The following is a 24,366-nucleotide window of genomic DNA, read 5'->3' on the forward strand; positions in this document are numbered from 1 at the left end:
ACGGCATGGCATTTCGGCTGGCTCCAACCTCGGCGTCGGAAGGGTTCCGGCTCGAGGCGCATGACAGCGTCGGCTCCACCAATGCGCTGGCACTGGACCACGCAAGGGCCGGCGACCCAGGCAGGCTGTGGGTTGTTTCCAAGAAACAGGAAAGCGGGCGCGGACGACGTGGCCGCGTCTGGGCAACACCCGAAGGCAATCTGGCGGCGACGCTGCTCGTCATCACCAATGCCGAGCTTCGCCTTGCCGCGACGCTGGGTTTCGTCGCCGGGCTGGCGCTGGCCGATGCGCTCGACGCCGTCGTGCCGAAGGGCCGGATCGCCATCGGCCTCGACGGCGGCAGTGAGGGAAAGAACCGTTTCGAGCTGAAATGGCCGAATGACGTGCTTGCCTCCGGTGCCAAGCTGGCGGGCATCCTGCTGGAATCGGCGATCCTGGAAGGCGGCCGTTTCGCGGTGGCAGTCGGCATCGGCGTGAATGTGGTGGCATACCCTGAGGATTTGCCCTATCCGGCAACATCATTGCGTGCGCTGGGCGCGACATGCGATGCGGAAACACTGTTCCTGGCGCTGTCGGATGCCTGGAGCGAGAATGCCCGGTTGTGGGACGAAGGGCGCGGACTTGCCGCCGTCAGGCGACGCTGGTTGGCTCGCGCGGCGGGGCTCGGTGGGCAGGTTGCTGTCAGAATTGACGGTAATGTCGTGCGTGGGATCTTTGAAACCATTGACGAGGACTGCCGTTTCGTGATCCGCGACGATGAAGGTTCTGTTCTGACGATTGCCGCCGGCGACGTGCATTTCGGCGCGGTCGCGTCTGCCCGCGTCTAGGGTCGTTCGCTAGCGGCTCTAAGTGTTTGTTTTCATGCAATTCCTGTGGGAAAATCGTTAGACACTTTTCCTGGAATTGCTTTATGGACTTGGTCTGAGGACCAGGAAGGGAAAAATCATGGCGAAAGCGGAAAACGCCGACCTTGTCTTCGTGCCGCTCGGCGGCGTTGGCGAGATCGGCATGAACTTCGCTCTTTACGGCTACGGTCCGCCGAGCGCGCGCGAGTGGATCGTTATCGATGTCGGTGTGACCTTCCCCGATGCCACCCTCCCCGGGGTCGACCTCGTGCTGCCAGATACGCGCTTTATCGAGGAGAACCTCGCCAATCTGCGCGGCATCGTCATCACCCATGCGCATGAAGACCATTATGGCGCGCTGCTCGACACCTGGCCGAAGCTGAAGGCGCCGGTGTGGATGACGCCGTTCAGCGCCGGCTTGCTCGAAGCCAAGCGGCAAGGCGAGCAGGGGGCTCCGAAAATACCGGTGACGATCTACAAGGCGGGTGAGAAATTCACTGTCGGTCCGTTCGAGATCGAGGCCATTCCGGTCGCGCACTCCATTCCCGAGCCGATGTCGCTGGCGATCACCTCGCCGGCCGGCACCGTCATCCACACCGGTGACTGGAAGATCGATCCGGAGCCGACGATCGGGCCGAAGACCGACGAGGCGCGTTTCCGCGCCTATGGCGACAAGGGCGTTCTGGCGCTGATCTGCGATTCGACCAACGCGCTGCGGGAAGGCGAGTCGCCGTCGGAGGTCGCGGTCGGCGAAGGACTGAAAGGCGTCATCCAGGCTGCCAAGGGCCGTGTTGCCGTCACCACATTTTCCTCCAATGTCGGCCGCATCGTCTCCATCGCCAGGGCGGCGCGCGATGCCGGCCGCCAGTGCCTGGTGCTCGGCCGCTCGCTGAAGCGGGTGATCGATGTGGCTGGCGAACTTGGCTATATGGACGGGCTGCCAGAGTTCATCGCCGAAGAGGATTTTGGCTTCATCCCGCGCGAAAACCTCGTCATCATCTGCACCGGCAGCCAGGGCGAGCCACTTGCCGCATTGGCCAAGCTGTCGCGCGACGAGATGAAATCGGTATCATTTACGGCCGGCGACACGGTGGTGTTTTCCTCGCGCACCATTCCAGGCAACGAGAAGGCGATCCTCGAGATCAAGAACCGCCTCATCGACCTCGGCATCAAGATCATCGAGGACGGCGATGCGCTGGTGCATGTCTCCGGCCATCCGCGGCGCAGCGAATTGCGCAAGATGTACGAATGGGTTCGACCGCAGATCGGCGTTCCCGTGCATGGCGAGGCGGCGCACCTGGTGGGGCAGGGATCACTGATGTCGACTTCGGGCATCGGCCAGGTGGCGCAGGTACGCGACGGCGACATGCTCAGGCTTGCTCCTGGCCCTGCCACCATCATCGACCAGGTGCCGTTCGGCCGCATCTACAAGGATGGCAGGCTGATCGGCACCGATCAGGCGATGGGCATCCGCGACCGGCGCAAGCTATCCTTTGCCGGCCATGTCGCGGTCAATGTCGTGCTCGACGACAAATATGAGCTTGCCGGCGATCCCGACCTGGTCGCCATCGGCGTCGCCGAGGCCGACGGCCGTGGCGAGACGCTGGAGGACCTGATGATCGATGCGGCAATCGGCGCTGTGGACTCGATCCCCCGTCAGCGCCGAAAAGACCTCGACCTTGTGCAGGAAGCGGTCCGGCGCGCCGTGCGCGGCGCAGCCAACGAAGCCTGGGGCAAGAAGCCGCTGGTGACGGTGTTTGTGACGAGATGAGGGAGTAGGCAGTAGGCATTAGGCAGCAGAGGAAAAATGACAGAGATGCAGATCTATCACCATTCCCTACTGCCTACTGCTTATTGCCCTGAGGAAAACCTATGCTCGAACGCCTGAACCATGTCGCGCTTGCCGTGCCGGATCTGGCTGCTGCCGTCGCCGCCTATCGCAACACGCTTGGCGCTGACGTGACGGAGCCGCAGGCGCTGCCGGAGCATGGCGTCACGGTGGTGTTCGTCAATGTCGACAACACCAAGATCGAGCTTCTGGAGCCGTTGGGCGACGGGTCGCCGATCGCTGCCTTCCTGGAGAAGAACCCTTCCGGCGGCATGCATCATCTTTGCTATGAGGTCGACGACATCCTGGCCGCGCGTGACCGTCTCAAGGCTGCCGGCGCCCGTGTGCTCGGCGACGGCAACCCGAGAACCGGCGCGCACGGCAAGCCGGTGCTGTTCCTGCATCCGAAGGATTTCTTCGGCACGCTGATCGAACTGGAGCAATCATGAGCTGGGTTTCGTTCACCGCCCTGTTTTTCGCGACCTGGTGGGTGGTGCTGTTTGCCGTGCTGCCGTTCAGTGTGAAGACGCAGGATGACGATCATGATGTGACGCTGGGCACGGTTCCGAGCGCGCCGCGCGGTCCCCATATGCTGCGCGCCGTGATCCGCACCACCCTCGCCACGGCCGTCCTCATGGGCATTTTTTATGGCCTGACGCATGGGTTGGGATATAGCCTCAACGACATCCCGCACATCGTGCCGGAATTCAACCAAACCCCAACCAAATAAACCGCCCCGCAAGGGCGTTTTTACCAGCCGGAATGCTGCGCGTTCCGAACAGGAATGCCGTGCCGTTTGCGGCTGCGCGAGTGCTGCCGCAAGGTAAGGTAGTTTGGCAACTCGTTGCGCTAAGCGGGTGATTGCACAAAAAAAAAGCAAGGCACAAGGCCTTGCAATTTAAACGCGTCCGATCTGTTTCCGGTTTCCGGTGGCAGCGAGTAACCGCGCCTAGATCGCATCCTCCCAAGACTTTGACCGCGTAGGAGAGCAGATTTTTTTCTACCCTCTCGGTTATGAGGGCACATTAGCCTAACGCGAATGAAAATGTCACGAAGAATTTTGCCTTGAAACGGGCATTCTCGTGCTGCACTGCACAATAGTGCGGCAGGCGTTGCTTGGGAAACGACCTGCAAGGCGCGCGGCGCAATCACGGCGCCTTGGAACGCCGCGCGTTTGCCCGATCCGCGAAGGACAGTGCAACCGTTTTACTCGCAGCAGCGCCGTATTTTTGAAAATCAATTTCCGATTTTCGGACCGGTGCGTCCGGGTTTCCATTCCGCCATGAAATGGCTATGAAGCCGGGGCAAGCAAGCCCGTGCCGCGCCGATTCCCGCGCGGCGATCCTCACTCACGGACCAGTCCATGCGTTTGTCGCGCTATTTCCTGCCTATCTTGAAAGAAAATCCGCGCGAGGCTGAAATCGTCTCGCATCGGCTGATGCTGCGCGCCGGCATGATCCGCCAGCAGGGGCAGGGCAGTTTCTCGTGGCTGCCGCTCGGCAAGCGGGTGCTGGACAAGGTCTGCCGCATCATCCGCGAGGAGCAGAATCGTGCCGGTGCGCTGGAAATCCTGATGCCGACCATCCAGTCGGCCGATCTGTGGCGCGAAAGCGGCCGCTATGACGACTACGGCAAGGAGATGCTGCGCATCAAGGACCGGCAGGACCGCGACATGCTCTACGGCCCGACCAATGAGGAAGTGGTCACCGAGATCGTCCGCGCCTATGTGAAATCCTACAAGGACCTGCCGCTCAATCTCTACCACATCCAGTGGAAGTTCCGCGACGAAGTGCGGCCGCGCTTCGGCGTCATGCGCAGCAGGGAATTCCTGATGAAGGATGCCTATTCCTTCGACCTCGACTTCGAGGGCGCCAAGGCGGCCTACAACAGGATGTTCGTGTCCTATCTCAGGACGTTTACGCGCATGGGCCTGCAGGCTATCCCGATGCGGGCCGACACCGGACCGATCGGCGGCGACCTCAGCCATGAATTCATCATCCTTGCCGATACCGGCGAGAGCCAGGTCTACTGCCATCGCGACTATCTTTCGCTCGATGTGCCTGGAGAGAAGACCGATTTTGCCAACGACGCCGAGATCGGCGGCATCGTCAAGACGTGGACGACGCCTTACGCCGCCACCGACGAGATGCATGACGAGGCGGCTTGGGAAAAGATCGGCGAGAACGACAAGGTTTCGGCTCGAGGCATCGAGGTCGGCCACATCTTCCATTTCGGCGACAAATATTCCAAGCCGATGGGCGCCAAGGTGACCGGCCCCGACGGCAAGGATCATTTCGTCTCCGGCGGCTCCTACGGCATCGGTCCGTCGCGCCTTGTCGCGGCGATCATCGAAGCGAGCCATGACGACAACGGCATCATCTGGCCGGAGGCGGTGGCGCCGTTCGACATCGGGCTGATCAACATGAAGGCGGGCGACGCCGAGTGCGACCGCGTCTGCGACGAGTTGCATGCCGCTTTCGTCGCTGCCGGCAAGGACGTGCTCTATGACGACACCGACCAGCGCCCCGGCGGCAAGTTCGCCACCGCCGACCTGATCGGCCTGCCGTGGCAGGTGATCGTCGGACCGCGCGGCGTGGCCAGCGGCGAGATCGAGATCAAGAATCGCAGGACCGGCGAGCGCGAGACGCTGCCGATCGCGGACGCGAAAAAGCGCTTCGGTATCGCCGCATGAGCGAAGCGGTGGCGACAAGATCGGCGGGCGCCGGGCCCTTTTCCATCTTCGAGCGCATGGTCGCCTGGCGCTATTTGCGCTCGCGGCGCAAGGAGACGGTGATCTCGGTGATCGCCTCGATCTCGTTCCTCGGCATCATGCTGGGGGTCGCCACGCTGATCGTGGTGATGGCGGTGATGAACGGCTTCCGCGCGGAGCTGCTGACACGCATTCTCGGCGTCAACGGTCATCTCATCGTGCAGCCGCTCGATTCGCCCCTCGAGGATTATGCCCAGGTCGCCGGCCGCATCAACGGTGTATCAGGCGTCAGATACGCCATCCCACTGATCGATGGTCAGGTGCTGGCACAGGGCAATGTCGGCGGCGGAACCGGTGCGCTGGTGCGCGGCATCCGCGGCGAGGATCTCGGCAAGATCGCCATCGTTGCCGGCAACATCAAGCAGGGCTCGATCGCCGATTTCGATACGGGCGAGGGCGTGGCCATCGGCAAGCGCATGGCCGAGAATCTCGGCCTGACGCTCGGCGACACCATTACCCTGATCTCACCGGAAGGCGACGTGACCCCGATTGGCACGACGCCGCGCATGAAGGGCTACAAGATCTCGGCGATCTTCGAAGTCGGCATGTCGGAATATGACACGTCCATCGTCTACATGCCGTTCTCCGAGGCGCAGCTTTATTTCAACATGGACGGCCGGGCGCAAACGATCGAGATCTATGTCGACAATCCCGATGACGTCGACGCGCTGAAACCGAAGGTGGAGGCGGCGGCGCAGCGGCCGATCGACATGGTCGACTGGCGCCAGCGCAACGAGACGTTCTTCTCCGCCCTGCAGGTCGAGCGCAATGTCATGTTCATGATCCTGACGCTGATCGTGCTGGTGGCGGCGCTCAACATCATCTCCGGCCTGATCATGCTGGTGAAGGACAAGGGCCACGACATCGCCATCCTGCGCACCATGGGAGCGTCGCGCGGCGCCATCCTGCGCATCTTCCTGATGACGGGGGCAGCGATCGGGGTGACCGGCACGCTCGCCGGCGTGCTGCTCGGCGTGCTGATCTGCACCAACATCGAATCTATCCGCCAGTTCTTCTCCTGGATGACCGGCAAGGTGCTGTTCAACCCGGAGCTCTATTTCCTCAGCCAGCTCCCGGCGAAGATGGATCCGCGCGAGACGACCTATGTCATCCTGATGGCGCTCGGCCTGTCATTCCTGGCAACGGTTTTTCCAGCATGGCGGGCCGCGCGCCTCGATCCCGTCGAAGCCTTGAGGTACGAGTGATGGCCGAGGCCATTATCGAGTTGAAGAGCGTCGAGCGGCACTATGTCCAGGGGCCGCGCAAGCTCACCATTCTCAACGGCGCGGATTTCTCGCTGAAGCGCGGCGAGATGGTGGCGCTGGTGGCGCCGTCGGGCACCGGCAAGTCGACGCTGTTGCACACGGCCGGCCTCTTGGAGCGTCCCGATGCCGGCGACGTCATCCTCGCCGGCCGCGCCTGCGGACGCCTCTCCGACGACGACCGCACGGCGATCCGCCGCAACGATGTCGGGTTCGTCTACCAGTTCCATCATTTGCTGCCGGAATTCTCGGCGCTGGAAAACATCATGATGCCGCAGCTCATCAAAGGGCTGAGCCGCAAGGAAGCGGCGGAGCGCGCGGCACAGCTGCTCGACTACATGCAGATCGGCAAGCGCGCGTCGCACCGGCCGTCCGAGCTTTCCGGCGGCGAGCAGCAGCGCGTCGCCATCGCCCGCGCCGTTGCCAATGCGCCGCTGGTGCTGCTGGCGGATGAGCCGACCGGCAATCTCGACCCGGTCACCGCCTCCTATGTGTTCGAGGCGCTGGCGGCGCTGGTCAAGCAATCGGGCCTCGCGGCGCTGATCGCCACCCACAATCACGAGCTGGCGTCGCGCATGGACCGGCGCGTCACGCTGGCCGACGGCAAAGTCGTCCCGCTTTAGCGCATGCCGATATCCAGATGATGCCGGCCTGACCTGAATCTCGACGGGCCCTGGTCGGCGCCGGGCGACCGTCGCACGCCCGTCAACCTTTTCTTAACCCTGCCGATCTGACCTCCCGAAAATTCCGGAGGCGGCCGGATTGTGCCCGTTGACATTTGAACAAAATTAGAACAAAATAGGAACATATCAACAACAGGAGAGAGTTATGACCGATCTGGTTCAGGATGTCATCTCACTGGTTTGCATGAGCACTTTCCTCGTTTCCATGGCAATCTGGATCGGAGCCATGTGATTTTGGCGGCATTCGGCGCCGCGGATCCTGCGCGGCCAAGACCGTTGCGCCCGTTAAGCCTTTCTTGCCGCCGCGACGATAGGGTGATCTGAAGACAGGGGAGCAACATCCAAGTGTCGCCCATCGTCACGGCCATTCTGGTGGCCAGCAATCTCGGGCTGATCTTTCTCTTGATGACCGTGCCGTTTGGTTTGCGCACGGTCCGGCTGTCTCGTCTGGTGGCGATGGACCGGCAACGTCTCTGGCAGGCGCTGTGGCCGCTCGGCAGCGATGCCGGCTGGTCCGGTGAGATACTCTCGGCCGAAGGGCCGGACGGCGAGGGCGTGGCTCGAATCATGCTGTCCTGGGAAGGAAGCGATGGCAAGCCGATCGAGCGCAAGTCGCGGTTTGAAGACGTCGTAGAGGGAAGCCGCTTTTCGATGCGCGTCATCGAGGACACCGCGCTCGATGCTTCGTTCTGGAAGGATTATCGCGAAACCGCCGAACTTGTTTCCGAGGGCAACGGCACGCGGGTGACGCTCAGCCAGACCGATCGTTATCGCGGCGTTGCCTTCCTGGTGTTCCGCTATTTCGCCATGCGCCGCGAACTCTCCAAGCTGCAGCGCTGGGCGCGAACCGGGCAATATCGCAAGGGCGGCTGGTTCGAGCATCCGCTGAGCCAGGTGGGGTTCGCCGGTCTTTCGGCGCTGATCCTATGGCCGTTCTTCGGCCTTCATCTTGGCGGGCTGGCACTTGCAGCGATCCTGACATCGGTGGTCGCCCTGCATGAGCTTGGTCACATGGCTGCATTTCGGCTGATGGGCCACCACAGGGCGCGGATGATCTTCATTCCGTTGCTCGGTGGCATCGCCATTGGCGGGCGGCCCTATGACAGCCGTTTCGAGGTCGCCTTCGTGGCGTTGATGGGCGCCGGTTTCTCCGCCTTCCTGGTGCCGATCGCAATCGCTGCCAGCACCTTTGCTGGCGCGGAAGGGCATCGGTTGGCGGCTGGGCTGCTGGCGACGCTGGCTGGCTTCGCCGCCCTGTTCAATATCGCCAATCTTGTGCCGGTGTGGAAGTTCGACGGCGGCCAGGTGCTGCGCCAGATCTGTCCGGGGCCCATCGTGCTGGCGCTGGCCTCGTTCTTCCTGCTCTCGGCCTTTCTGGCGGTGGGTTGGCAGGCCGGCTTTTCCTCAAACTTTCTGCTCGCTACAGGAGCGGTGTTTTCAATTCTCAGCTTGCTGACGATGAGCAGCGGGTTCAAGCCGCGCCACGAGCTGAAGCCGATCCGCACCGTTGACCGCTTCGCCATGGCGGCGGCGCTGCTGGCGGTGTTCGCCATCCATGGCTACGGCGTCTTGTGGGCCTCAGCTCAGCTAATTTGAGCCGTGCCGGATCAGGAAGAATCAACCCGCCTTGCGTGCGGCTTCGACAGGCAATGCCGTGGCTGGACCGAAGACATCCTCGAAGGCGGATTTCAGCGCGAGATCGAGGTCGGCCATTGTCAGGGGAAGACCGAGGTCGACGAGGCTGGTGACGCCATGGTCCTGCACGCCGCAGGGCACGATGCCGCTGAAATGGTCGAGATCCGGTTCGACATTGATGGCGATGCCGTGAAAGCTCACCCAGCGTCGCAGCCGGATGCCTATTGCCGCGATCTTGTCCTCGGCCGGCGAGCCGTCCGGCAGGGAAGGGCGATCCGGACGCACAACCCAGACACCGACCCGGTCCTCGCGGCGCTCGCCATGCACGTTGAAGGCTGCGAGCGTGCCGATGATCCACTGTTCGAGCGCGGCGACGAAAGCGCGCACATCCTCGCGTCGTCGCTTCAGGTCGAGCATGACATAGGCAACCCGCTGGCCCGGTCCATGGTAGGTGTATTCGCCGCCGCGTCCTGCTTCAAACACCGGGAAGCGGTTGGCGTCTATCAGATCCTCGCCGCGGGCACTGGTGCCGGCCGTGTAAAGCGACGGATGTTCGACCAGCCAGACCATTTCGCCGGCGGCCCCGCTGCGGACCGCCTCGGCGCGCGCCTCCATGAAGGCAAGCGCATCGGGATAGGCGGTGAGGCCTGGTTCGACGCGCCATTCGACCGGTGCCGACCCGGGGAGCGGCAGGAACGACGTGGCGATCTGGCTGCGTTCTGGCATGGCGTATCTCGTGTTGCCCTCATATGGCGCCAATCCGGCGAAACGTCCAGTTCGGCCCTGCATTGCCATCCTGTGGAACGTTATGCCAATCGCCTGACATTATTGCGTGCCGCGCACTTGTTTCGCCGGAAACGATTTGCTACACGCCGCGAGCCGGTCGGTTCCGGCTCTACCACGTGCGGTCGTGGCGGAATTGGTAGACGCGCAGCGTTGAGGTCGCTGTGGGGCAACCCGTGGAAGTTCGAGTCTTCTCGACCGCACCAGTATCTCTTCCCAGAATCCGATTTGTGCCAGCCTCCGCCCGCTGCGGGCAGGGCGCATTTCGTTTGATATTCCCGCGCTTTACGCCATTTCCTTATTGAACATCGGATTCTCCCAAAACCGGTTTCCACTTTTGGGCCCGATGTTCTAGACCTGATTTGCACCTTTTCCGGGATTGCGATGGCGGGAGGCGCTGGTGGAAGGCCAGGACGAACGGATGACCGGCGCCAGGGCCGCCGAGGAACACCAAGCCGATATCTATGGCGAGGACGGCGCCGTTCTTTCGTCCTTCCTAGCCCAGATCGGTGCTGCGATCGCCGATCGCGACACGCTCTCGCTGAAGCGTGAAGTCGACGATCTGCACCAATCGGAACTCGGCGACCTGCTTGAGGCGCTGCACCCCGACCAGCGCCGCGCGCTGGTTGAACTGTTGGGCGCCGACTTCGACTTCTCCGCGCTGACCGAGGTCGACGAGGCGATCCGCATGGAGATCGTCGACAATCTGCCCAATGCGCAGATCGCCCAGGCGGTGCAGGAACTCGATTCCGACGACGCGGTCTACATTCTCGAGGATCTCGACCAGGAAGACCAGGACGAGATCCTGTCGCAGCTGCCGTTCACCGAGCGGATCAGGCTGCGCCGCTCGCTCGATTATCCGGAAGAGACCGCCGGCCGCCGCATGCAGACGGAGTTCGTCGCGGTGCCGCCGTTCTGGACGATCGGTCAGACCATCGACTACATGCGCGAGGACAACAACCTTCCGGAGCGTTTCAGCCAGATCTTCGTCATCGATCCGAGTTTCAAGCTGCTCGGCGCCATCGACCTCGACCAGATCCTGCGCACCAAGCGCTCGGTCAAGGTCGAGGAGGTGATGCATGAGACGCGGCACGCCATTCCCGCCACCATGGACCAGGAAGAGGCGGCGCGGGAATTCGAGCAGTACGATCTTTTGTCGGCCGCCGTCGTCGACGAGAACGAGCGGCTGGTCGGCGTGCTGACCATCGACGATGTCGTCGACGTCATCCAGCAGGAGGCCGAGGAAGATCTGATGCGCATGGGCGGCGTCGGCGACGAGGAGCTCTCCGACAGCATCTTTTCGACCTCGCGCTCGCGCGTTCCGTGGTTGCTGATCAACCTTTTGACCGCGTTCCTGGCGGCGTCGGTGATCAGCCTGTTCGACCGCACGATCGAACATATCGTGGCGCTGGCGGTGCTGATGCCGATCGTCGCCGGCATGGGCGGCAATGCCGGCTCGCAGACCATGACCGTCACCGTACGGGCGCTGGCGACCAGGGATCTCGACATCTACAACGCCAGCCGCATCATTCGCCGCGAGATGGGGGTCGGCTTCATCAACGGCATAATCTTCGCCATCCTGATCGGTGTCGTCGCGGCGGCCTGGTTCCGCGATCCCAATCTGGGCGGCATCATCGCGGCGGCGATGATCATCAACATGTTCGTGGCCGCGCTCGCCGGCATCCTGATCCCGCTGTTGCTCGACCGTTTCAAGGTCGATCCAGCGGTCGCTTCCGCGGTCTTCGTCACCACTGTTACCGATGTCGTCGGCTTCTTTGCGTTTCTGGGCATCGCCACATGGTGGTTCGGCGTGTCCTGAAGGCCGTGCCGCCGCCCGCAATTGACTTTTACGTAAACGCCGTGCGAGGCTGGCGCGGGGGGCCATGTCGATTCCGGCATGGCATGGGTTTGGTCGGGATTCCGGCGTGTGGGAGTGATAATGCGGGAATATTATTCGATCACCGAGTTGACTCGCGAGTTCGACGTATCGACGCGGACGCTGCGCTTCTATGAGGACGAAGGACTGGTGCAGCCGGTGCGGCGTGGCCGCACGCGACTGTTTCGCCCCTCCGATCGCCACCTCATCCGGCAAATCATGCGCGGCAAGAGACTTGGTTTTTCGATCAACGAAATCCGCGAAATCATCCAGATGTACAAGGAGCCGCCCGGCGAGGTCGGTCAACTCAAGCTGATGATCAAGCGCATCGAGGAAAAGCGCGAGGATCTCAGGCAGAAGCGCCGCGACCTCGAGGAAACGCTCGCCGAACTCGACCAGGCCGAAGAGTCCTGCGTCGAGCGGTTGGTGGAGCTTGGCGTCAACACCTGAACGGCCAATGATCGCGGCCGTTCCGGCAAGTCTGCGTCTTCTCACAGGGCCAGCGAAACAACCGCGCAGCCATAGGCTTCGAGTTCAATCGCGCCGCCGACCGGGCGGCCCGTCAAGAGATCGATACCCAGCGGTACGTTCGGGACGGTGATGGAAGTATCCCTGGTATTCAAAACGAACATCAGTTGACGGTCGTCGGTTTCGCGCATGGATACCTCCACCCCGGCCGGCAGTTCGGGCAGCAAGGGCACCACGCCGGCCTTGGCCAGCACGACATCGGCGATTGCTTCGGCAAGCTCGGGCGTCAGATAGGTGCCGACATAGACGACGCGACCCTGGCCGAGTTGGCGAGAGGTGATGGCCGGCTGTCCGGCGCAAAAACGGTTCGACCATGTGCCCAGCACCTCGGCGTCCGGCGCGACCTCGAGCAGCTCGTAGAGGTGGGCTGCCTCGAACTGCCTGTTGCCCAGGGTGAAACGATATTTGCGCTCCGCCGACGAAGACGGCATTGGTGACGGAGGCACGTAGGCGCCCATCGCGGCCTGCCGGAACAAGGGGAACAGCCCAGTGCCGCCCTCCGGAACCAGGCGGCCGAATTCGGTGACCTTGACGCCGCTCAGCGCCGAAAGCTCGCGCCCGGGTGCTTGCTCGCGAACAATGTGGTTGTTCTCGTCTCGGGTGCCGGTCAACGCCGACAGGATCAGCGTGCCGCCGTTGCGGACGAACGTCTCGACCGGGGCATTCCATTCCTGCTTCCACATCACCCAATGCGGAACATAGAGCGCCTTGAGCCGTGACAGATCGTCTTCAGGATGGATGAAGCCGCAGGCAATGCCATTCTGGTAGCAGTAGCGATGCAACAGCGTGGCGTCTTCAAGCGGGCTCGGTAATCCCATAGGATAGGTCTTGTGCGCCTCCTGGTTGTCGAAATCGGCACCGGCAATGCCGAGGTCCATGCGCACCACGGTGCCGAGGATCTGGTCCTTGATGGCGGCGATCTCATGGAAGAAACGGCTTGCCTCGTCGTAGCGGCGACGCGGCACATCGTCGTGATCGATGACCCCCATCCAGTAGATCTCGGCACCGAAGTGGGCTGGGCGCCAGCGGAAGAACATGATGCCGTCGGCGCCGCGCGCCACGGACGTCATAGCCATGCGGCGCATCTCTCCCGGCTCCGGCGTCATTGTCGAAAAACCCGGCTGGCTGCCGAAACCGGAAGCCTGCTCCGGCACGATGTAATTGCCGGTGTATGCGCGGCAGATGTCGAGATGCAGTGCTTGGGTGGCCGCATGTCCACCGGTGCGCCTCATCTCGTCGTACAGCATCGGATAGATATCGAAGCCGATGAAATCGAGGTCTTGCCCGAACTGGCCGCGGAAATCGATGTCGGCGAGCTGGCCAAGATTGTGAAAGATGAACCAGTCCGGATTGGTGGCGCGCAGGATCTCGACCTGGTCGTGCTGGAAAGCCGCCGTCGCCGCGGCCAGGAACCGGTGGTAGTCCTGCACATGCCCAGGGCTCGGATAGGACGGCATCAGCGGGCGCGGCAGGTCGATCTGCGAGAAATCGTCGTAGGCGGTCGCCCAGAAATGGCCGCCCCAGGCGAAATTCAGCGCGCCGATCGCACCGTATTTGTGCTGGAGGAATTTCTGGAATTCCAGCCGTGTCGCCGGCGCGAACGATTCTGAAACGGTCGTATTGAGCTCGTTGTCGGTCTGCCAGCCGATGACGCGGGGATTGTTCCTGTAATGCTCGGCCATGGCGCGCGTGATGCGCCGGCTATGGGCGCGGAACACCGGGCTGGTGGTGTCGGCATGTTGGCGCGATCCGTGGCTTGCGGGGCGGCCGCTCACATCGACACGCAGCACCTCCGGATAGTTGGCGGTGAGCCAGCGCGGCGGTGTGGCCGTCGGCGTGCACATGATGGTGTCGATCCCCGTGTTCGCGAGAACCTCGATCGCGCGGTCGAACAGGCCGAAATCGACCTTGCCTTCGTAGGGTTCGAAGATGTGCCAGGCGAACTCGCCCATCCGGACCGTGTTGACCCCGGCTGCAGCCATGCGTTCGGCATCGCGCTGCCAGCAGCTTTCGTCGACATGTTCGGGATAATGCGGCGCTCCCAGCAGGAAGCGGTGGAGGTTGAGTGGTCGCCATACCGAAAGCGGGGCGGGCTTGTTGCGCTGCATACGAATGATACTCTTGGATTCGGGGGTCAGGTTGCGGGGACGGGTTTTCGCGGCGTCAGCGTGCGGCCATCGGGTCCGAAGAGATAGGCATCGGCGACATCGAAGCCAGCCGTGAGTTGGGCCCCGACGCTGATCGGAGACACCTTGTTGAGCTGGACCGTGAAATTGCCTGTGCCGCTGTCCGAATTGGTCGCCTGAAGAGGAGAGGCGTCGAGGTAGAGAACCGTTTCCCGGCCCAGATGTTCGACCAATCGTACCAAGCCTGGGAACGATGCCTGGCGCGCGTTCGCCGCCTCGACCAGGTGCAGATTTTCCGGCCGGATACCGACGGTCACCGCGTCGCCTGCCGAAAGGCCGTCGATGCCGCCAAAGCCAAGCGCCGGCATTCCGGCCGCCGTCAGCGTGATCTCGCCCGCACCGACGGTTTCCACCCGCGCTTCGATGAAGTTCATGCGCGGCGCGCCGAGAAAGCCGGCGACGAAGATATTCGCCGGATTGGCGTAGAGTTCGAGAGGAGAGCCGACCTGCTCGACCCGCCCTTTGTTCAGCACCACGATCCGGTCCGCCATGGTCATGGCCTCGATCTGGTCGTGGGTGACATAGACCATCGTCGATCCGAGTTGGGCGTGAAGGCTGGAAAGCTCGACCCGCATCTGCGTACGAAGCGCGGCGTCGAGGTTCGACAGCGGTTCGTCGAACAAGAAGACTTCAGGCGAGCGCGTTATGGCGCGGCCGATCGCGACGCGCTGGCGCTGCCCGCCCGACAATTGCTTCGGGCGCTTGTCGAGCTGCTCCTCGAGGCGAAGTATCTGCGCGGCGCGCTTGACGGCGGCATCGATCTCCGCCTTCCGGCGTTTCGCCATCCGCAAGCCGAAGCCCATGTTCTCGGCCACGGTCATGTGCGGATAGAGTGCATAGGACTGGAAGACCATGGCGATGCCGCGATCGCCGGGCTCTTCCCTGGTGACGTCGCGCCCGTTGATCACGACCTGGCCGGAGTTGATGGTCTCAAGCCCGGCGATCGTCTTCAGCAATGTCGATTTTCCGCAACCGGAGGGCCCGACCATGACGACGAACTCGCCCTTTTCGATCCTCAGGTCGACTGCCTTCAAGGCATGATAGCCGGCATAGTGCTTGTCGACCTTGCGCAGTTCCACGCTGCTCATCGCACGCCGCCCTTCTGTGTTGGCCGGCGTCCGTACGGTGCGGCCTGAATTCCTCGAACAAAAATCATCCCTTGACCGCCCCCGTGGTGAGGCCGCTGATGAAGTGCTTCTGCATCAGGAAGAACATGACTACCGGCGGCAGGGCGACGAAGATCGTTGCCGCCGAGACGATGTTCCAGGCGGACGTCCATTCGCCGCGCAGATTGTTCAGCCCGGCCGTGACGGGTTTGACGGCGTCGCTCTGGGTAAGCACGATCGCCCAGAAATAATCATTCCAGATGAAGGTGAAGGTGAGGATGGCCAGCGCCGCCAGCGCCGGCCGTACCAGGGGGACAACCACATGGCGCAGCACCTGGAAGGGCGATGCGCCCTCGGCGCGCGCGGCCTGGAACAATTCGCCCGGCAGTGCCGCGATGAAGTTTCGCATGAACAGCGTCGCAAAGCCGGTCTGGAAGGCGATGTGGAACATGATCAGCGCGTAGACCGTGTCGTAGAGGCCGAGCCTGACCATGAGGTCACGCACCGGGATCATCATGACCTGGGCCGGCAGGAAATTGCCGCCGACGAACAGCGCGAAAATGAGATTTGAGCCGCGGAACGGATAGCGCGACAACACGAAGCCGGTCAACGTCGACAGGATCAGCACGCCGATCACCGAGGGGATGGTGATCAGCAGGCTGTTGAGGAAGAAGCGCAGCATCGCGGTCTGCTCGAAGACCGCCGTGTAATTCTCGACCAGGCTGAACTTCTGTGGCCAGCCCCAGTAATTGCCTGCCATCAATTCCTCATTGGAGCGGATCGAGGTCAGCATGACGGCAATCAGCGGCAGCAGCCACAGCGCGACGACCAGCGTCACGCCGCCGACGTAGAGCGCACGCTTGATCTTGGCGTCTTCGGGGATCGGGCGCGGATACATCAGGCATTGCTCCGTTCGGCCTTGATAAGGCCGTGCAGGTACCAGGCGATGAAGGCGCTCATGATCACGAAGAGCACCGTGGCGATCGCCGCGCCATAGCCGAAGCGATAGGAAAAGATCGATTCCTCGTACATCTGGTAGGCGAGCACAGTCGACGAGCCGTAGGGACCGCCGGTGGTCATGACGGCTACCATGTCGAAGGAGCGCAGCGCGCCGATCACCGTCACTGCGATGGCGATGAAGCCGACTTGCGACAACTGCGGCAGGACTACGTGGCGAAGCATGCGCCAGCCGCGTGCTCCGTCGACGCGTCCGGCGCCGATCAGATCCTCGTCGAGGTTGTTCAGCCCCGCCAGGAACAGAACCATGCAGAAGGCGATCTGCGGCCAGAGAGCCGCGGCGGCGACCGCGAAAGTGGCGAAATTCTCGTCGGAAAGCAGCGCCGGCGCGGTGGCACCGAACAGGCCGAAGATCAATTGCAGCAAGCCGAAGGTGGGATCATAGACCCAGCCGAAAACGACACCCACGGTCACCGTAGCCAGCACCAGAGGGACAAAGAACAGCGACTTCAGAATGCGCATGCCGCGGATCTGCTGGTTGACGATCAGCGCGAGTGCGAGACCGATCGGCGGCGCCAGCATGAAGATCAGCAACCAGATGATGTTGTTCTTCAGCGAGACGTAGAATTGCGGGTCCTCGGCCAACTCGGCATAGTTGGCGAGGCCGACCCAGGTCTTGGCGCCGATACCGTCCCATTCGTGCAGCGAAATCCAGACCGTCTCGACGGAGGCGGCAAGGATCACCAGGCTGAACAGGATGAGGCCCGGCAGAAGGAACAATGCCGGCGTCAACCAATGACGATGTCTGCGCCAGAAGCGGGGCATGGGAATTCATCCAAAAAGGAGACGGGGCCGCCAGGGCAAGCGGCGCCCGTCAAGTCCGGGAGGACTAAGCTGCGTTCAATTTGTCTCAAAACCGCTGCGCGCTTTTGAGCGACAGCATCAGCTGAATATTCTCTTGCGGGTCTTTTCCAGCCGTTCGAGGATCTGATCGCGCCGTTCGGGTTTGACCATGAATTCCTGAAGCCCGGTCATGCCTTCCTGGGCCATGTCCGGATCGGTGTCGCGATCGTAGTATTGCGACGTGCCGACCACTTTCTTCAGCTCTTCCACGGCGGCGTTGACCAGCGGGTCGTTGCTGGGTGGGCAGTCGTTGCGCGGCGGGATCGCTCCCTCGGCGGCGAGGAAGGCTCCGAGATTCTCCGGTTTGTAGAAATAGGCGAGGAAGTCGCGCGCGCCTTGCTTGTTCTTGGCGTTGGCCGGAACATGAACGGAGTTGACCGAAAAATCCTCATATCTGGCGACACCGGGGATGATTTCGGGAAACGGCGCGTAGGCGAGCTGCGGGAGGTCTGCCTCCGGGAAGGCGGACCTGACGAAACCACCAAGGTCCATCATGGCGGCTTTCTTCTGCGCCAGGGCAGCGCCGGCTTGCTCCCAGCCGAAGGAACTGTGGTTCGGCGAGAAGAACCCGGCCTTGATCAACTCGTTCCATTTGTCGAAGACGGGCGTAAGCATCGGATCGGTATACTGGACTTTCCCGTCCATCAGGGCGATGTGCTTGTCGAGGCCGTTGATGCGCAGGTTCATGTGGTCGAACCAGCCGCCCGCGGGCCAAAGCTCCTTGGTGCCCATGCTCATCGGGATCATGCTTGCGGATTTCGCGGCCTCGCCAAAGGCGAGAAAATCGGTCCACGTCTTCGGCGGCGTCCAATTGTGTTCGGCAAAAACATCCTTGCGGTAGAACAGACCCCAAAGCAGGCCGCCCGTCGGCAGGCCATACTGCTTGTCGCCGACCGTGACTGCATTTGTCGTGGCGCCGAGCACGCTCTTGTAGTTCTCTCGGGCAAACAGATCGGAGATGTCGTCGAACAGGCCCTTGGTGACAAAGGCCTTCATGCGATTGCCGGAGAACCAGAAGCAGATGTCGGGGGCGCCGACGACAAGATAGCTGCGGATCGCCGTCTTGTGCGCCTCGTGATCCATATTGTTGATGGTGATCTTGGCGCCGGATTTCGCCTCGTACTCGGCTGCCAGCCTGTGCAGGATGTCGCGTTGCCCGGCGTTGCTGAGATTGGAAATGATGGTGATTTCCTGCGCCTGCGCCAGGGCCGGCAAGCAGAGGCTCCCGGTGGCAGATGCAGCGAGAGCCGCGCCCGTGCCCTTCAGGAATCGGCGTCTTGTCGTGGATAGCATCGTAGCGGTGATGGTCATGGCTTTTATCTCCTCCCTGAGAACAGCCGGATTCCAATTGAACCACGGCGAGTCGTAGCGTATGCAGATGGGGCCGGTCAATACTTAATTTACAAAATTAACAATGAGGCGAAGATGAAACTGAAAGGCGACCAGCAGACGTCGCGCTCGATCAATCGCCGGCTGATTCTCAACCTGCTGCGAAGGGAAGGGGCGATCAGTCGTGCCGAGATTGCCGCGATCACCGGACTAAGCCCGGCGGCGGTAACGTTCGTCGTCACCGACCTGTTGCACGAGAACATTCTGATGGAGGGAGAGGCCAGCGTCGGAGCGCCGGGGCGGCGGCCAATCCCGATCAACATCAATTATGCCGGCCGCCTTGTTGTCGGGTTCAAGCTGATGGTCGGTGCGATCGATTGCGTGCTGACTGACCTGGCCACGACACCGCTTGTCTCCAAACGCGTCGCTGTGCCCGATCAGTCGCCGCGAAGCACGGTAGAAGCCTGCGCCGCCGCTGTCAGCCAGTTGCTTGCCGATCGGGCCGCGCCAACCGGGGCGCAGCTCAGCGGCATCGGCATCGCCGTGCCTGGGGTCATCGACAATGGCGTCTGCCGGCTCAGTCACCGGTTCAATTGGACCGACGTGCCGATAGCGGCCATGCTGGCCGATCTTGTCAATGTGCCCGTGTGGGCCGACGACGATACCAACGCTTTCGCGCTGGCGCAGCAATTGTTCGGTCTCGGCCGGCATCACCGCACTGTCGGCGCGCTGGCCATTGGCGCCGGCATCAGTTGCGCGGTGGTGATCGATGGTTCGGTCCATCACGGCGCGAACGGGGCCGCGGGCAAGATCGGGCACTCCATCTATGATCCAAACGGGCCGCAATGCGAGTGTGGCCGCCGCGGATGCCTTCAGACGTTCTTCTCCGAACCAGCATTGGTGAAGCGGTGGCGTGAGAGGAAGGGCCTCTCAGCCGACGTTGACCGCTACGACATGGTCAGAGCGGCCAAGACCGGTGACGAGGTGGCCGTGAATTTGCTGCGCGAAGCGGGCGAAGGCATCGGCAGGTTTCTGGGCAGTTTCTGCAACATCATCGATCCGGAGGTGATTGTCGGCGGCGGCGAAGCGGTGAGCTTCGGCGACTACCTCTTCGAGCCCATGCGCGACGCGCTACGGCGTTACGCAATGTGGACTCCACCGCCGATCACGCCGGACTGGGCAGACGATTCGTGGGCGCGGGGCGCCGCCGCTCTCGCTACCCAGCGGCTGTTTGATTTCGAAAGCAGGCCTGGAGAAGTCGCGGCCGTATAGGCAATACTCGAACTCCGACGCCCGCGGTGAGGCTTGCTCAAATCCAGCGCCGCACGCGTTTGGCGTAGTCGCGGTATTTCTTGCCGAACTTCGCCGCCAGCACCTTTTCCTCGCCCTCGATCGCCATCTTCTGCGTGGCGAAGGCCGCGATGAACGCCAGCGGCAGGAACCAGACTATCCCTGAGACAAAGGCGACGCCGATCAACAGCAGCGTGTTGGCCAGATAGATCGGATTGCGCGTGATGCCAAAGGGACCTGTGGTGACGAGGTGGTCGGGCACCGCGTTCGGATTGAGCGTGGTTCTGGCGCGGATCATGGTGCGGATGGCGGTGAACCAGAGTGCCGCGACGCCGAACAGTGCTACCCAGCCGGCGGCGAACAGAATATCGCCCAGGAGGTCACCGATCCAGGGCAGGGGATAGAGCAGGCCCAGCGCGATGCTGATGGCGATGGCGGCGATGTAGATCAGCGGCGGCCACGGGATGAGCCCCGGCTTCGGCTGTTTCTCGGTCATTTGACCCCTTCCTCCATCAACTTGCTGTCGGTGTTGGCGGTACACATGCCGGCAAGGTCGGACAAGTGTGATTTCCATTCCGCAGTCTGATCGTTGTTGTAGAGCCGATCAAGCGTCGCCTCGCCCTCGAGCGTATCGAGCATGCAGACACAGTAGCTGGAACAGAACTCGGTGTCGCGCGACTGCTCGCAGGACAGCTGGCAGGTTTTGAGGAAATTCACCTGCGGGGTTTCGACCTGCGCCGGCATGATCTGCGAGAACAGCCAAACGCAGCCGATCAGCAATGGCTGGTGGATCAGGTAGAAGGCCAGGCTGTGCCGGCCGATGAAGACCAGCGGGTTGGCCCAACGCCCGGTCTTGAGGTTCGCCAGCCACGTCAAGACACCCGCGCCCGCGGCAAGCCTGGTGGAGCCTATGCCGAAAAGCACAGCGCCGAACCATGGGAACAGTGGAACGTAGTCGTTGGAACGCGGATTGATCGCCGACAGGCCGACCCACCACAGCCATGGATGGTCGAAGGCCTCGAAGCGCAAATAGACCGGCGCCGCGATGACCAGCGCGGCAACCACCATGGTCAGCAAAGCCGGCAGGCGAAGAAACAGCAGGCCGAGCAGGCTGGCCAGCGCAATCTCGTGCAATATGCCGAAGAAGATGAAACCGTCCGGGGTGGCGATGCGGGTGACGATCGAAATCGCGATCGCGGCCCCGGCTACCATGGCGAACCGCTTCCAAAAGCCGTTCCAGCGGATTTTCTTGCCATGGGCGAGGTACAGGCTGACGCCGACCAGGAACAGGAATGTCGAGGCGATGCAGCGCGCGTAGATCTTCCACCAGCCAAAGGCGGTCAGGCCGGGATCGGTGTAGCCGAAGAATTCCAGATCCCAGGTGAAGTGGTAGCTCGCCATGGCGATCAGCGCGATGCCGCGCACGATGTCGATGACGACGATGCGCCTTGGTCGATCCTGGACGGGTGCGGTCGGCGTTTGGATGGTCATGGTCTCGCATTCTGTTTCGGCCCCGCAAAACGACTATCACGGTTGCACCGGGCAAAAGAAGGCCGGGCGTCTGACAACGCGGACAGGATCAGGCGCCGCTTTAGGCCAGTGGCGGAAAGCCTTTGGCCAACTTCGCTTTTTGCCTGATGTGCGTCGGTTTCCTCATATTGGCGCCGGCATCGCCACCGCAGATTTGGCCCGGCAAATCTGCTTCGGGGAGAGCTATGTCCACCCATGTGCGCCATCCGATCTGGCTTCCGGCCCTCAAGGCCGCGGACGCGCGCACCTTCGCCTCGCTCTATGCGGTCGAATCCTTCGCCCGCGCCACGGTGTCGAGCGTCATCCCGATCCAGGCCTACGAGATCCTGCACAACGAGCAGGTCGTCTCGATCCTCTACACCGTCGTGGCGATGCTCGGCCTGTCGGTGACGCTGTTCATGCCGATGCTGATCCGCCGCTTTGCCCGCCGCTGGGTCTACACGGCAGGCGCCTGCCTGCTGGCCATCGGCTCGCTGTTCTTCGTCACCCATACGCTTGCCGGGCAACTGGCGGGCATGCTGTGCCGCGTGATGGGCGCCAGCGCGCTGTCGATCACGCTCAACCTCTACATCATGGACCATATCCGCAAGACCGACTTCATGCAGGCCGAATCGCTGCGCATGGCGTGGTCGATGTTGGCCTGGACCGGCGGGCCGACGCTCGGCATCTTCCTCTACACGCACTTCGGCATCTATGCCGCGCATGGCGCCGTGGCGATCTTCGCCCTGGCGTTGTTGGCGCTGTTCTGGACCTACCGGCTCGGCGACAACCCGTCGATTCGCCCGGGCAAGACGCGCCCGGTCAACCCGCTCGCCAATATCGGGCGCTTCATCGCCCAGCCCAGACTCAGACTGGCCTGGCTGATCGCTTTCGGCCGCTCCTGTTTCTGGACGACGTTCTTCGTCTATGGGCCACTGTTCATGGTCATCACCGGCGAAGGCAAGCTGGCCGGCGGGCTGCTGGTTTCGGCCGGCAACGCGCTGCTGTTCATGGCCATCTTCTGGGGCAAGGCAGGAAAGCGCTTTGGCGGCCGCAGGACGATGACATTTGCCTATTTCGCCATGTCGGCCATGCTGCTGGCGGCAGGCTTCGTCGGCGAGACCGTGCCGCTGCTCACCGGCGCCTTCCTGCTTGGCGGCGCCTTCTTCACCATCGCGCTCGACGCACTCGGCTCGACCGCCTTCATGCGCTCGGTGCGCTCCTATGAAAGATCGCAGATGGCGGCGGTCTACCGGACCTATCTCGATTTTTCCGAACTGACGCCGCCGCTGGTCTATTCGGTGGTGCTGGCGTTTTTCGGGCTGGGCTCGGTCTTCGTCACCCTCGGCCTGCTGGCGGCGGTTTGCGGCTTCGTGACGTGGCGCTATCTGCCGAAATCGCTTTGATCTTCAGGGCTTTGGTGGAAGTGCCGCATGCCAATGTGCCTGCGGCAGCGGAGGCCCTTGCTGGCACGACGCTTTCGCGATGGTTGCCGCCGGAATTTGGTTTGCTGGAGGCGAGGATTCTGCCTATAGTCGCCAATGTCGTCGGTTCCATTTTGGAGCCAAGAGGGAATGCGGTGAGGGCGAGTTTCGCCCAATGCCGTGGCTGCCCCCGCAACTGTGTGCGGTAGTCCTCTCCATATGCCACTGAAGATTTCTTCTTCGGGAAGGTGGGGAAGGGCGCTGATCCGCGAGCCAGGAGACCTGCCGGCGACAGGAAACTGACTTCGATGCCCTCGGGTGGAGGGCGAAAGGACAAGACATGACTACTGCTTCCGTCTCCCTCGGCGCCTCCGTCTCCTCGCAGTCGCGCTTCATGCAGCTCGCGCTTGCTGCGCTGCTCGGCGTTTTCGTGATGGGCTTTGTCGGCTTCTCGCATATCGATGCGGTCCACAATGCGGCTCACGACTATCGCCATTCGATGGCGTTTCCCTGCCACTGACGAGGATCTGACATCATGAACCTGTTTCGCAACGTCGTGTTCATCGCGGCGATCGCAGGGCTCATGGCCGGTGTCGTTCTCGCCTGCATGCAGGCCTACGCTACCGTGCCGCTGATCCTGAAGGCGGAAGTCTACGAACAGGCTGGCGGCGGGCATCACCATGACCATGCCGCTCCGGCCGCAACGGATAGCAATGCCATGAGCTCTGCCGCTCCGGCAGCGGAAGCCGCCCCGGCCGCCGAAGACGAGGGTTGGGCGCCGGCAGACGGTTTCGAACGTTTCGCCTTCAGCGTGCTTGCCAACATCGTCACCGGCATCGGCTTCGCCTTGATCCTGGTCGCGGTTTCCGAATTCGCCGGCGGCATCGGTGGCTGGCGCCAGGGCGTCTTCTGGGGGCTGGCCGGCTTTGCCGTGTTCACGCTGGCGCCGGGCCTAGGCCTGCCGCCGGAACTGCCGGCCATGCCAGCGGCCGATCTGACCGAGCGCCAGATCTGGTGGTGGGCGACCGTAGCGATGACCGCGGCCGGGCTCGGCCTGATCGCCTTCCGCAAGTCGCTGCCGCTGGCGATCCTGGCTGTGGCCTTGATCGTCGCTCCGCACATCGTCGGCGCGCCGCAGCCCGGCAGTTACGAGACGGCGATCCCCGAAGGCCTGCACCACCAGTTCGTGGTGGCGGTGACAGTGACCAATCTGGTGTTCTGGCTGGTGCTCGGCGCGGTCGTCGGCGTGGTCCGCGGCCGCTTCACCGGCACCGCGACCAGCCTGCGCGACAGCTTTGCCTGACAGCAAGGCACTGACCTTCCTCATCGGCGGTGGGGGGGGGGGGGGCCGCCCCCCCCCCCCGCCCCCCCCCCCCCCCCCCGCCCCGCCCCCGCCCACAGAAAGGCCAGCCCCCCCCCAACCAAGAGCGAAAGCTAGACGACACGCCGCGG

General features: G+C 62.7%; 22 protein-coding genes, 1 tRNA gene and 1 riboswitch. Of the genes, 15 read left to right on the forward strand and 8 right to left on the reverse strand.

The genetic code is table 11. The features are described from left to right. Window positions 1-5: 5 nt before the first annotated feature. From NKJ01_RS10600 to NKJ01_RS10635, 8 genes are all read left to right on the forward strand, one after another. Complete coding sequence (locus tag NKJ01_RS10600) at window positions 6-827, forward strand: biotin--[acetyl-CoA-carboxylase] ligase (RefSeq protein ID WP_352727730.1); 822 nt, start codon at window positions 6-8, stop codon at window positions 825-827. A 118-nt stretch (window positions 828-945) separates the two neighbouring features. Next, window positions 946-2,616, forward strand: coding sequence for a ribonuclease J (locus NKJ01_RS10605; protein WP_352727732.1), 1,671 nt, complete (start codon window positions 946-948; stop codon window positions 2,614-2,616). A gap of 101 nt (window positions 2,617-2,717) precedes the next feature. Further along, window positions 2,718-3,122, forward strand: coding sequence for a methylmalonyl-CoA epimerase (gene mce, locus NKJ01_RS10610; protein ID WP_352727734.1), 405 nt, complete (start codon window positions 2,718-2,720; stop codon window positions 3,120-3,122). Continuing rightward, window positions 3,119-3,403 carry a DUF1467 family protein gene (locus NKJ01_RS10615; protein WP_352602899.1) on the forward strand — a complete coding sequence of 95 codons (285 nt, stop codon included), beginning with the start codon at window positions 3,119-3,121 and terminating at the stop codon, window positions 3,401-3,403. Before mce ends, NKJ01_RS10615 begins: the two co-directional genes overlap by 4 nt. A 633-nt stretch (window positions 3,404-4,036) precedes the next feature. After that, window positions 4,037-5,365, forward strand: coding sequence for a proline--tRNA ligase (gene proS / locus NKJ01_RS10620; protein WP_352727738.1), 1,329 nt, complete (start codon window positions 4,037-4,039; stop codon window positions 5,363-5,365). Further along, a complete protein-coding gene (locus tag NKJ01_RS10625) occupies window positions 5,362-6,648 on the forward strand; it encodes a lipoprotein-releasing ABC transporter permease subunit (RefSeq protein ID WP_352727740.1) in 1,287 nt (428 codons plus the stop codon). Before proS ends, NKJ01_RS10625 begins: the two co-directional genes overlap by 4 nt. Continuing rightward, window positions 6,645-7,328: an ABC transporter ATP-binding protein gene (locus NKJ01_RS10630; RefSeq protein WP_023757151.1), complete on the forward strand. Its 684-nt coding sequence runs from the start codon at window positions 6,645-6,647 to the stop codon at window positions 7,326-7,328. Before NKJ01_RS10625 ends, NKJ01_RS10630 begins: the two co-directional genes overlap by 4 nt. A gap of 405 nt (window positions 7,329-7,733) precedes the next feature. Further along, window positions 7,734-8,984, forward strand: coding sequence for a site-2 protease family protein (locus tag NKJ01_RS10635; protein WP_352727742.1), 1,251 nt, complete (start codon window positions 7,734-7,736; stop codon window positions 8,982-8,984). A 21-nt stretch (window positions 8,985-9,005) separates the two neighbouring features. On the opposite strand, the gene lipB is transcribed toward NKJ01_RS10635, so the two are convergent. Next, on the reverse strand, window positions 9,006-9,749 hold the full coding sequence (lipB, locus tag NKJ01_RS10640) for a lipoyl(octanoyl) transferase LipB (RefSeq protein ID WP_352727744.1): 744 nt from the start codon (window positions 9,747-9,749) through the stop codon (window positions 9,006-9,008). 178 nt (window positions 9,750-9,927) lie between these two features. Here lipB and NKJ01_RS10645 point away from each other — a divergent pair. The 3 genes from NKJ01_RS10645 to NKJ01_RS10655 all read left to right on the forward strand — a co-directional run bounded on the left by NKJ01_RS10645 (window position 9,928) and on the right by NKJ01_RS10655 (window position 12,132). Continuing rightward, window positions 9,928-10,012: transfer RNA gene (locus NKJ01_RS10645), tRNA-Leu, on the forward strand. Between the two features lie 215 nt (window positions 10,013-10,227). Continuing rightward, complete coding sequence (mgtE, locus tag NKJ01_RS10650) at window positions 10,228-11,625, forward strand: magnesium transporter (protein ID WP_502905874.1); 1,398 nt, start codon at window positions 10,228-10,230, stop codon at window positions 11,623-11,625. A 120-nt stretch (window positions 11,626-11,745) separates the two neighbouring features. Continuing rightward, on the forward strand, window positions 11,746-12,132 hold the full coding sequence (locus tag NKJ01_RS10655; RefSeq protein WP_006203215.1) for a MerR family transcriptional regulator: 387 nt from the start codon (window positions 11,746-11,748) through the stop codon (window positions 12,130-12,132). A 41-nt stretch (window positions 12,133-12,173) separates the two neighbouring features. Here NKJ01_RS10655 and NKJ01_RS10660 read toward each other — a convergent pair whose 3' ends face one another. The 5 genes from NKJ01_RS10660 to NKJ01_RS10680 all read right to left on the reverse strand — a co-directional run bounded on the left by NKJ01_RS10660 (window position 12,174) and on the right by NKJ01_RS10680 (window position 18,673). Beyond that, window positions 12,174-14,318, reverse strand: coding sequence for a beta-galactosidase (locus tag NKJ01_RS10660; RefSeq protein ID WP_352727748.1), 2,145 nt, complete (start codon window positions 14,316-14,318; stop codon window positions 12,174-12,176). Window positions 14,319-14,344: 26 nt separating this feature from the next. Next, window positions 14,345-15,484 carry an ABC transporter ATP-binding protein gene (locus tag NKJ01_RS10665; RefSeq protein ID WP_352727750.1) on the reverse strand — a complete coding sequence of 380 codons (1,140 nt, stop codon included), beginning with the start codon at window positions 15,482-15,484 and terminating at the stop codon, window positions 14,345-14,347. 64 nt (window positions 15,485-15,548) lie between these two features. Next, a complete protein-coding gene (locus tag NKJ01_RS10670) occupies window positions 15,549-16,400 on the reverse strand; it encodes a carbohydrate ABC transporter permease (protein WP_352727752.1) in 852 nt (283 codons plus the stop codon). Continuing rightward, window positions 16,400-17,284, reverse strand: coding sequence for a carbohydrate ABC transporter permease (locus NKJ01_RS10675; RefSeq protein WP_352727754.1), 885 nt, complete (start codon window positions 17,282-17,284; stop codon window positions 16,400-16,402). The genes NKJ01_RS10670 and NKJ01_RS10675 overlap by 1 nt, the downstream gene beginning before the upstream one ends. Window positions 17,285-17,401: 117 nt before the next feature. After that, window positions 17,402-18,673, reverse strand: coding sequence for an ABC transporter substrate-binding protein (locus tag NKJ01_RS10680; RefSeq protein ID WP_352727756.1), 1,272 nt, complete (start codon window positions 18,671-18,673; stop codon window positions 17,402-17,404). A gap of 114 nt (window positions 18,674-18,787) precedes the next feature. Here NKJ01_RS10680 and NKJ01_RS10685 point away from each other — a divergent pair, with 114 nt between their 5' ends. Further along, a complete protein-coding gene (locus NKJ01_RS10685; protein WP_352727758.1) occupies window positions 18,788-19,963 on the forward strand; it encodes an ROK family protein in 1,176 nt (391 codons plus the stop codon). A gap of 37 nt (window positions 19,964-20,000) precedes the next feature. On the opposite strand, the gene NKJ01_RS10690 is transcribed toward NKJ01_RS10685, so the two are convergent. Together NKJ01_RS10690 and NKJ01_RS10695 are read right to left on the reverse strand one after the other, a co-directional pair. Then, the gene (locus NKJ01_RS10690) at window positions 20,001-20,477 is read right to left on the reverse strand and encodes a methyltransferase family protein (RefSeq protein WP_352602881.1); all 477 of its coding nucleotides are present in this window, start codon (window positions 20,475-20,477) and stop codon (window positions 20,001-20,003) included. Next, complete coding sequence (locus NKJ01_RS10695) at window positions 20,474-21,472, reverse strand: heparan-alpha-glucosaminide N-acetyltransferase (protein WP_352727760.1); 999 nt, start codon at window positions 21,470-21,472, stop codon at window positions 20,474-20,476. Before NKJ01_RS10695 ends, NKJ01_RS10690 begins: the two co-directional genes overlap by 4 nt. Before the next feature lie 224 nt (window positions 21,473-21,696). On the opposite strand from NKJ01_RS10695, the gene NKJ01_RS10700 reads away from it, so the two are divergent. From NKJ01_RS10700 to NKJ01_RS10710, 3 genes are all read left to right on the forward strand, one after another. Next, window positions 21,697-22,896, forward strand: coding sequence for an MFS transporter (locus tag NKJ01_RS10700; RefSeq protein ID WP_352727762.1), 1,200 nt, complete (start codon window positions 21,697-21,699; stop codon window positions 22,894-22,896). 125 nt (window positions 22,897-23,021) lie between these two features. Continuing rightward, a riboswitch (cobalamin riboswitch) is annotated at window positions 23,022-23,218 on the forward strand. 36 nt (window positions 23,219-23,254) lie between these two features. After that, window positions 23,255-23,434 (forward strand): CbtB domain-containing protein, encoded by a 180-nt coding sequence (locus tag NKJ01_RS10705; RefSeq protein WP_023757164.1) that lies wholly within the window; start codon window positions 23,255-23,257, stop codon window positions 23,432-23,434. Window positions 23,435-23,449: 15 nt separating this feature from the next. Next, a complete protein-coding gene (locus NKJ01_RS10710; protein ID WP_352727764.1) occupies window positions 23,450-24,217 on the forward strand; it encodes a CbtA family protein in 768 nt (255 codons plus the stop codon). The last annotated feature ends 149 nt before the right edge of the window (window positions 24,218-24,366 follow it).

Source organism: Mesorhizobium sp. M0276 (assembly GCF_040321755.1).
Taxonomy (GTDB): domain Bacteria; phylum Pseudomonadota; class Alphaproteobacteria; order Rhizobiales; family Rhizobiaceae; genus Mesorhizobium.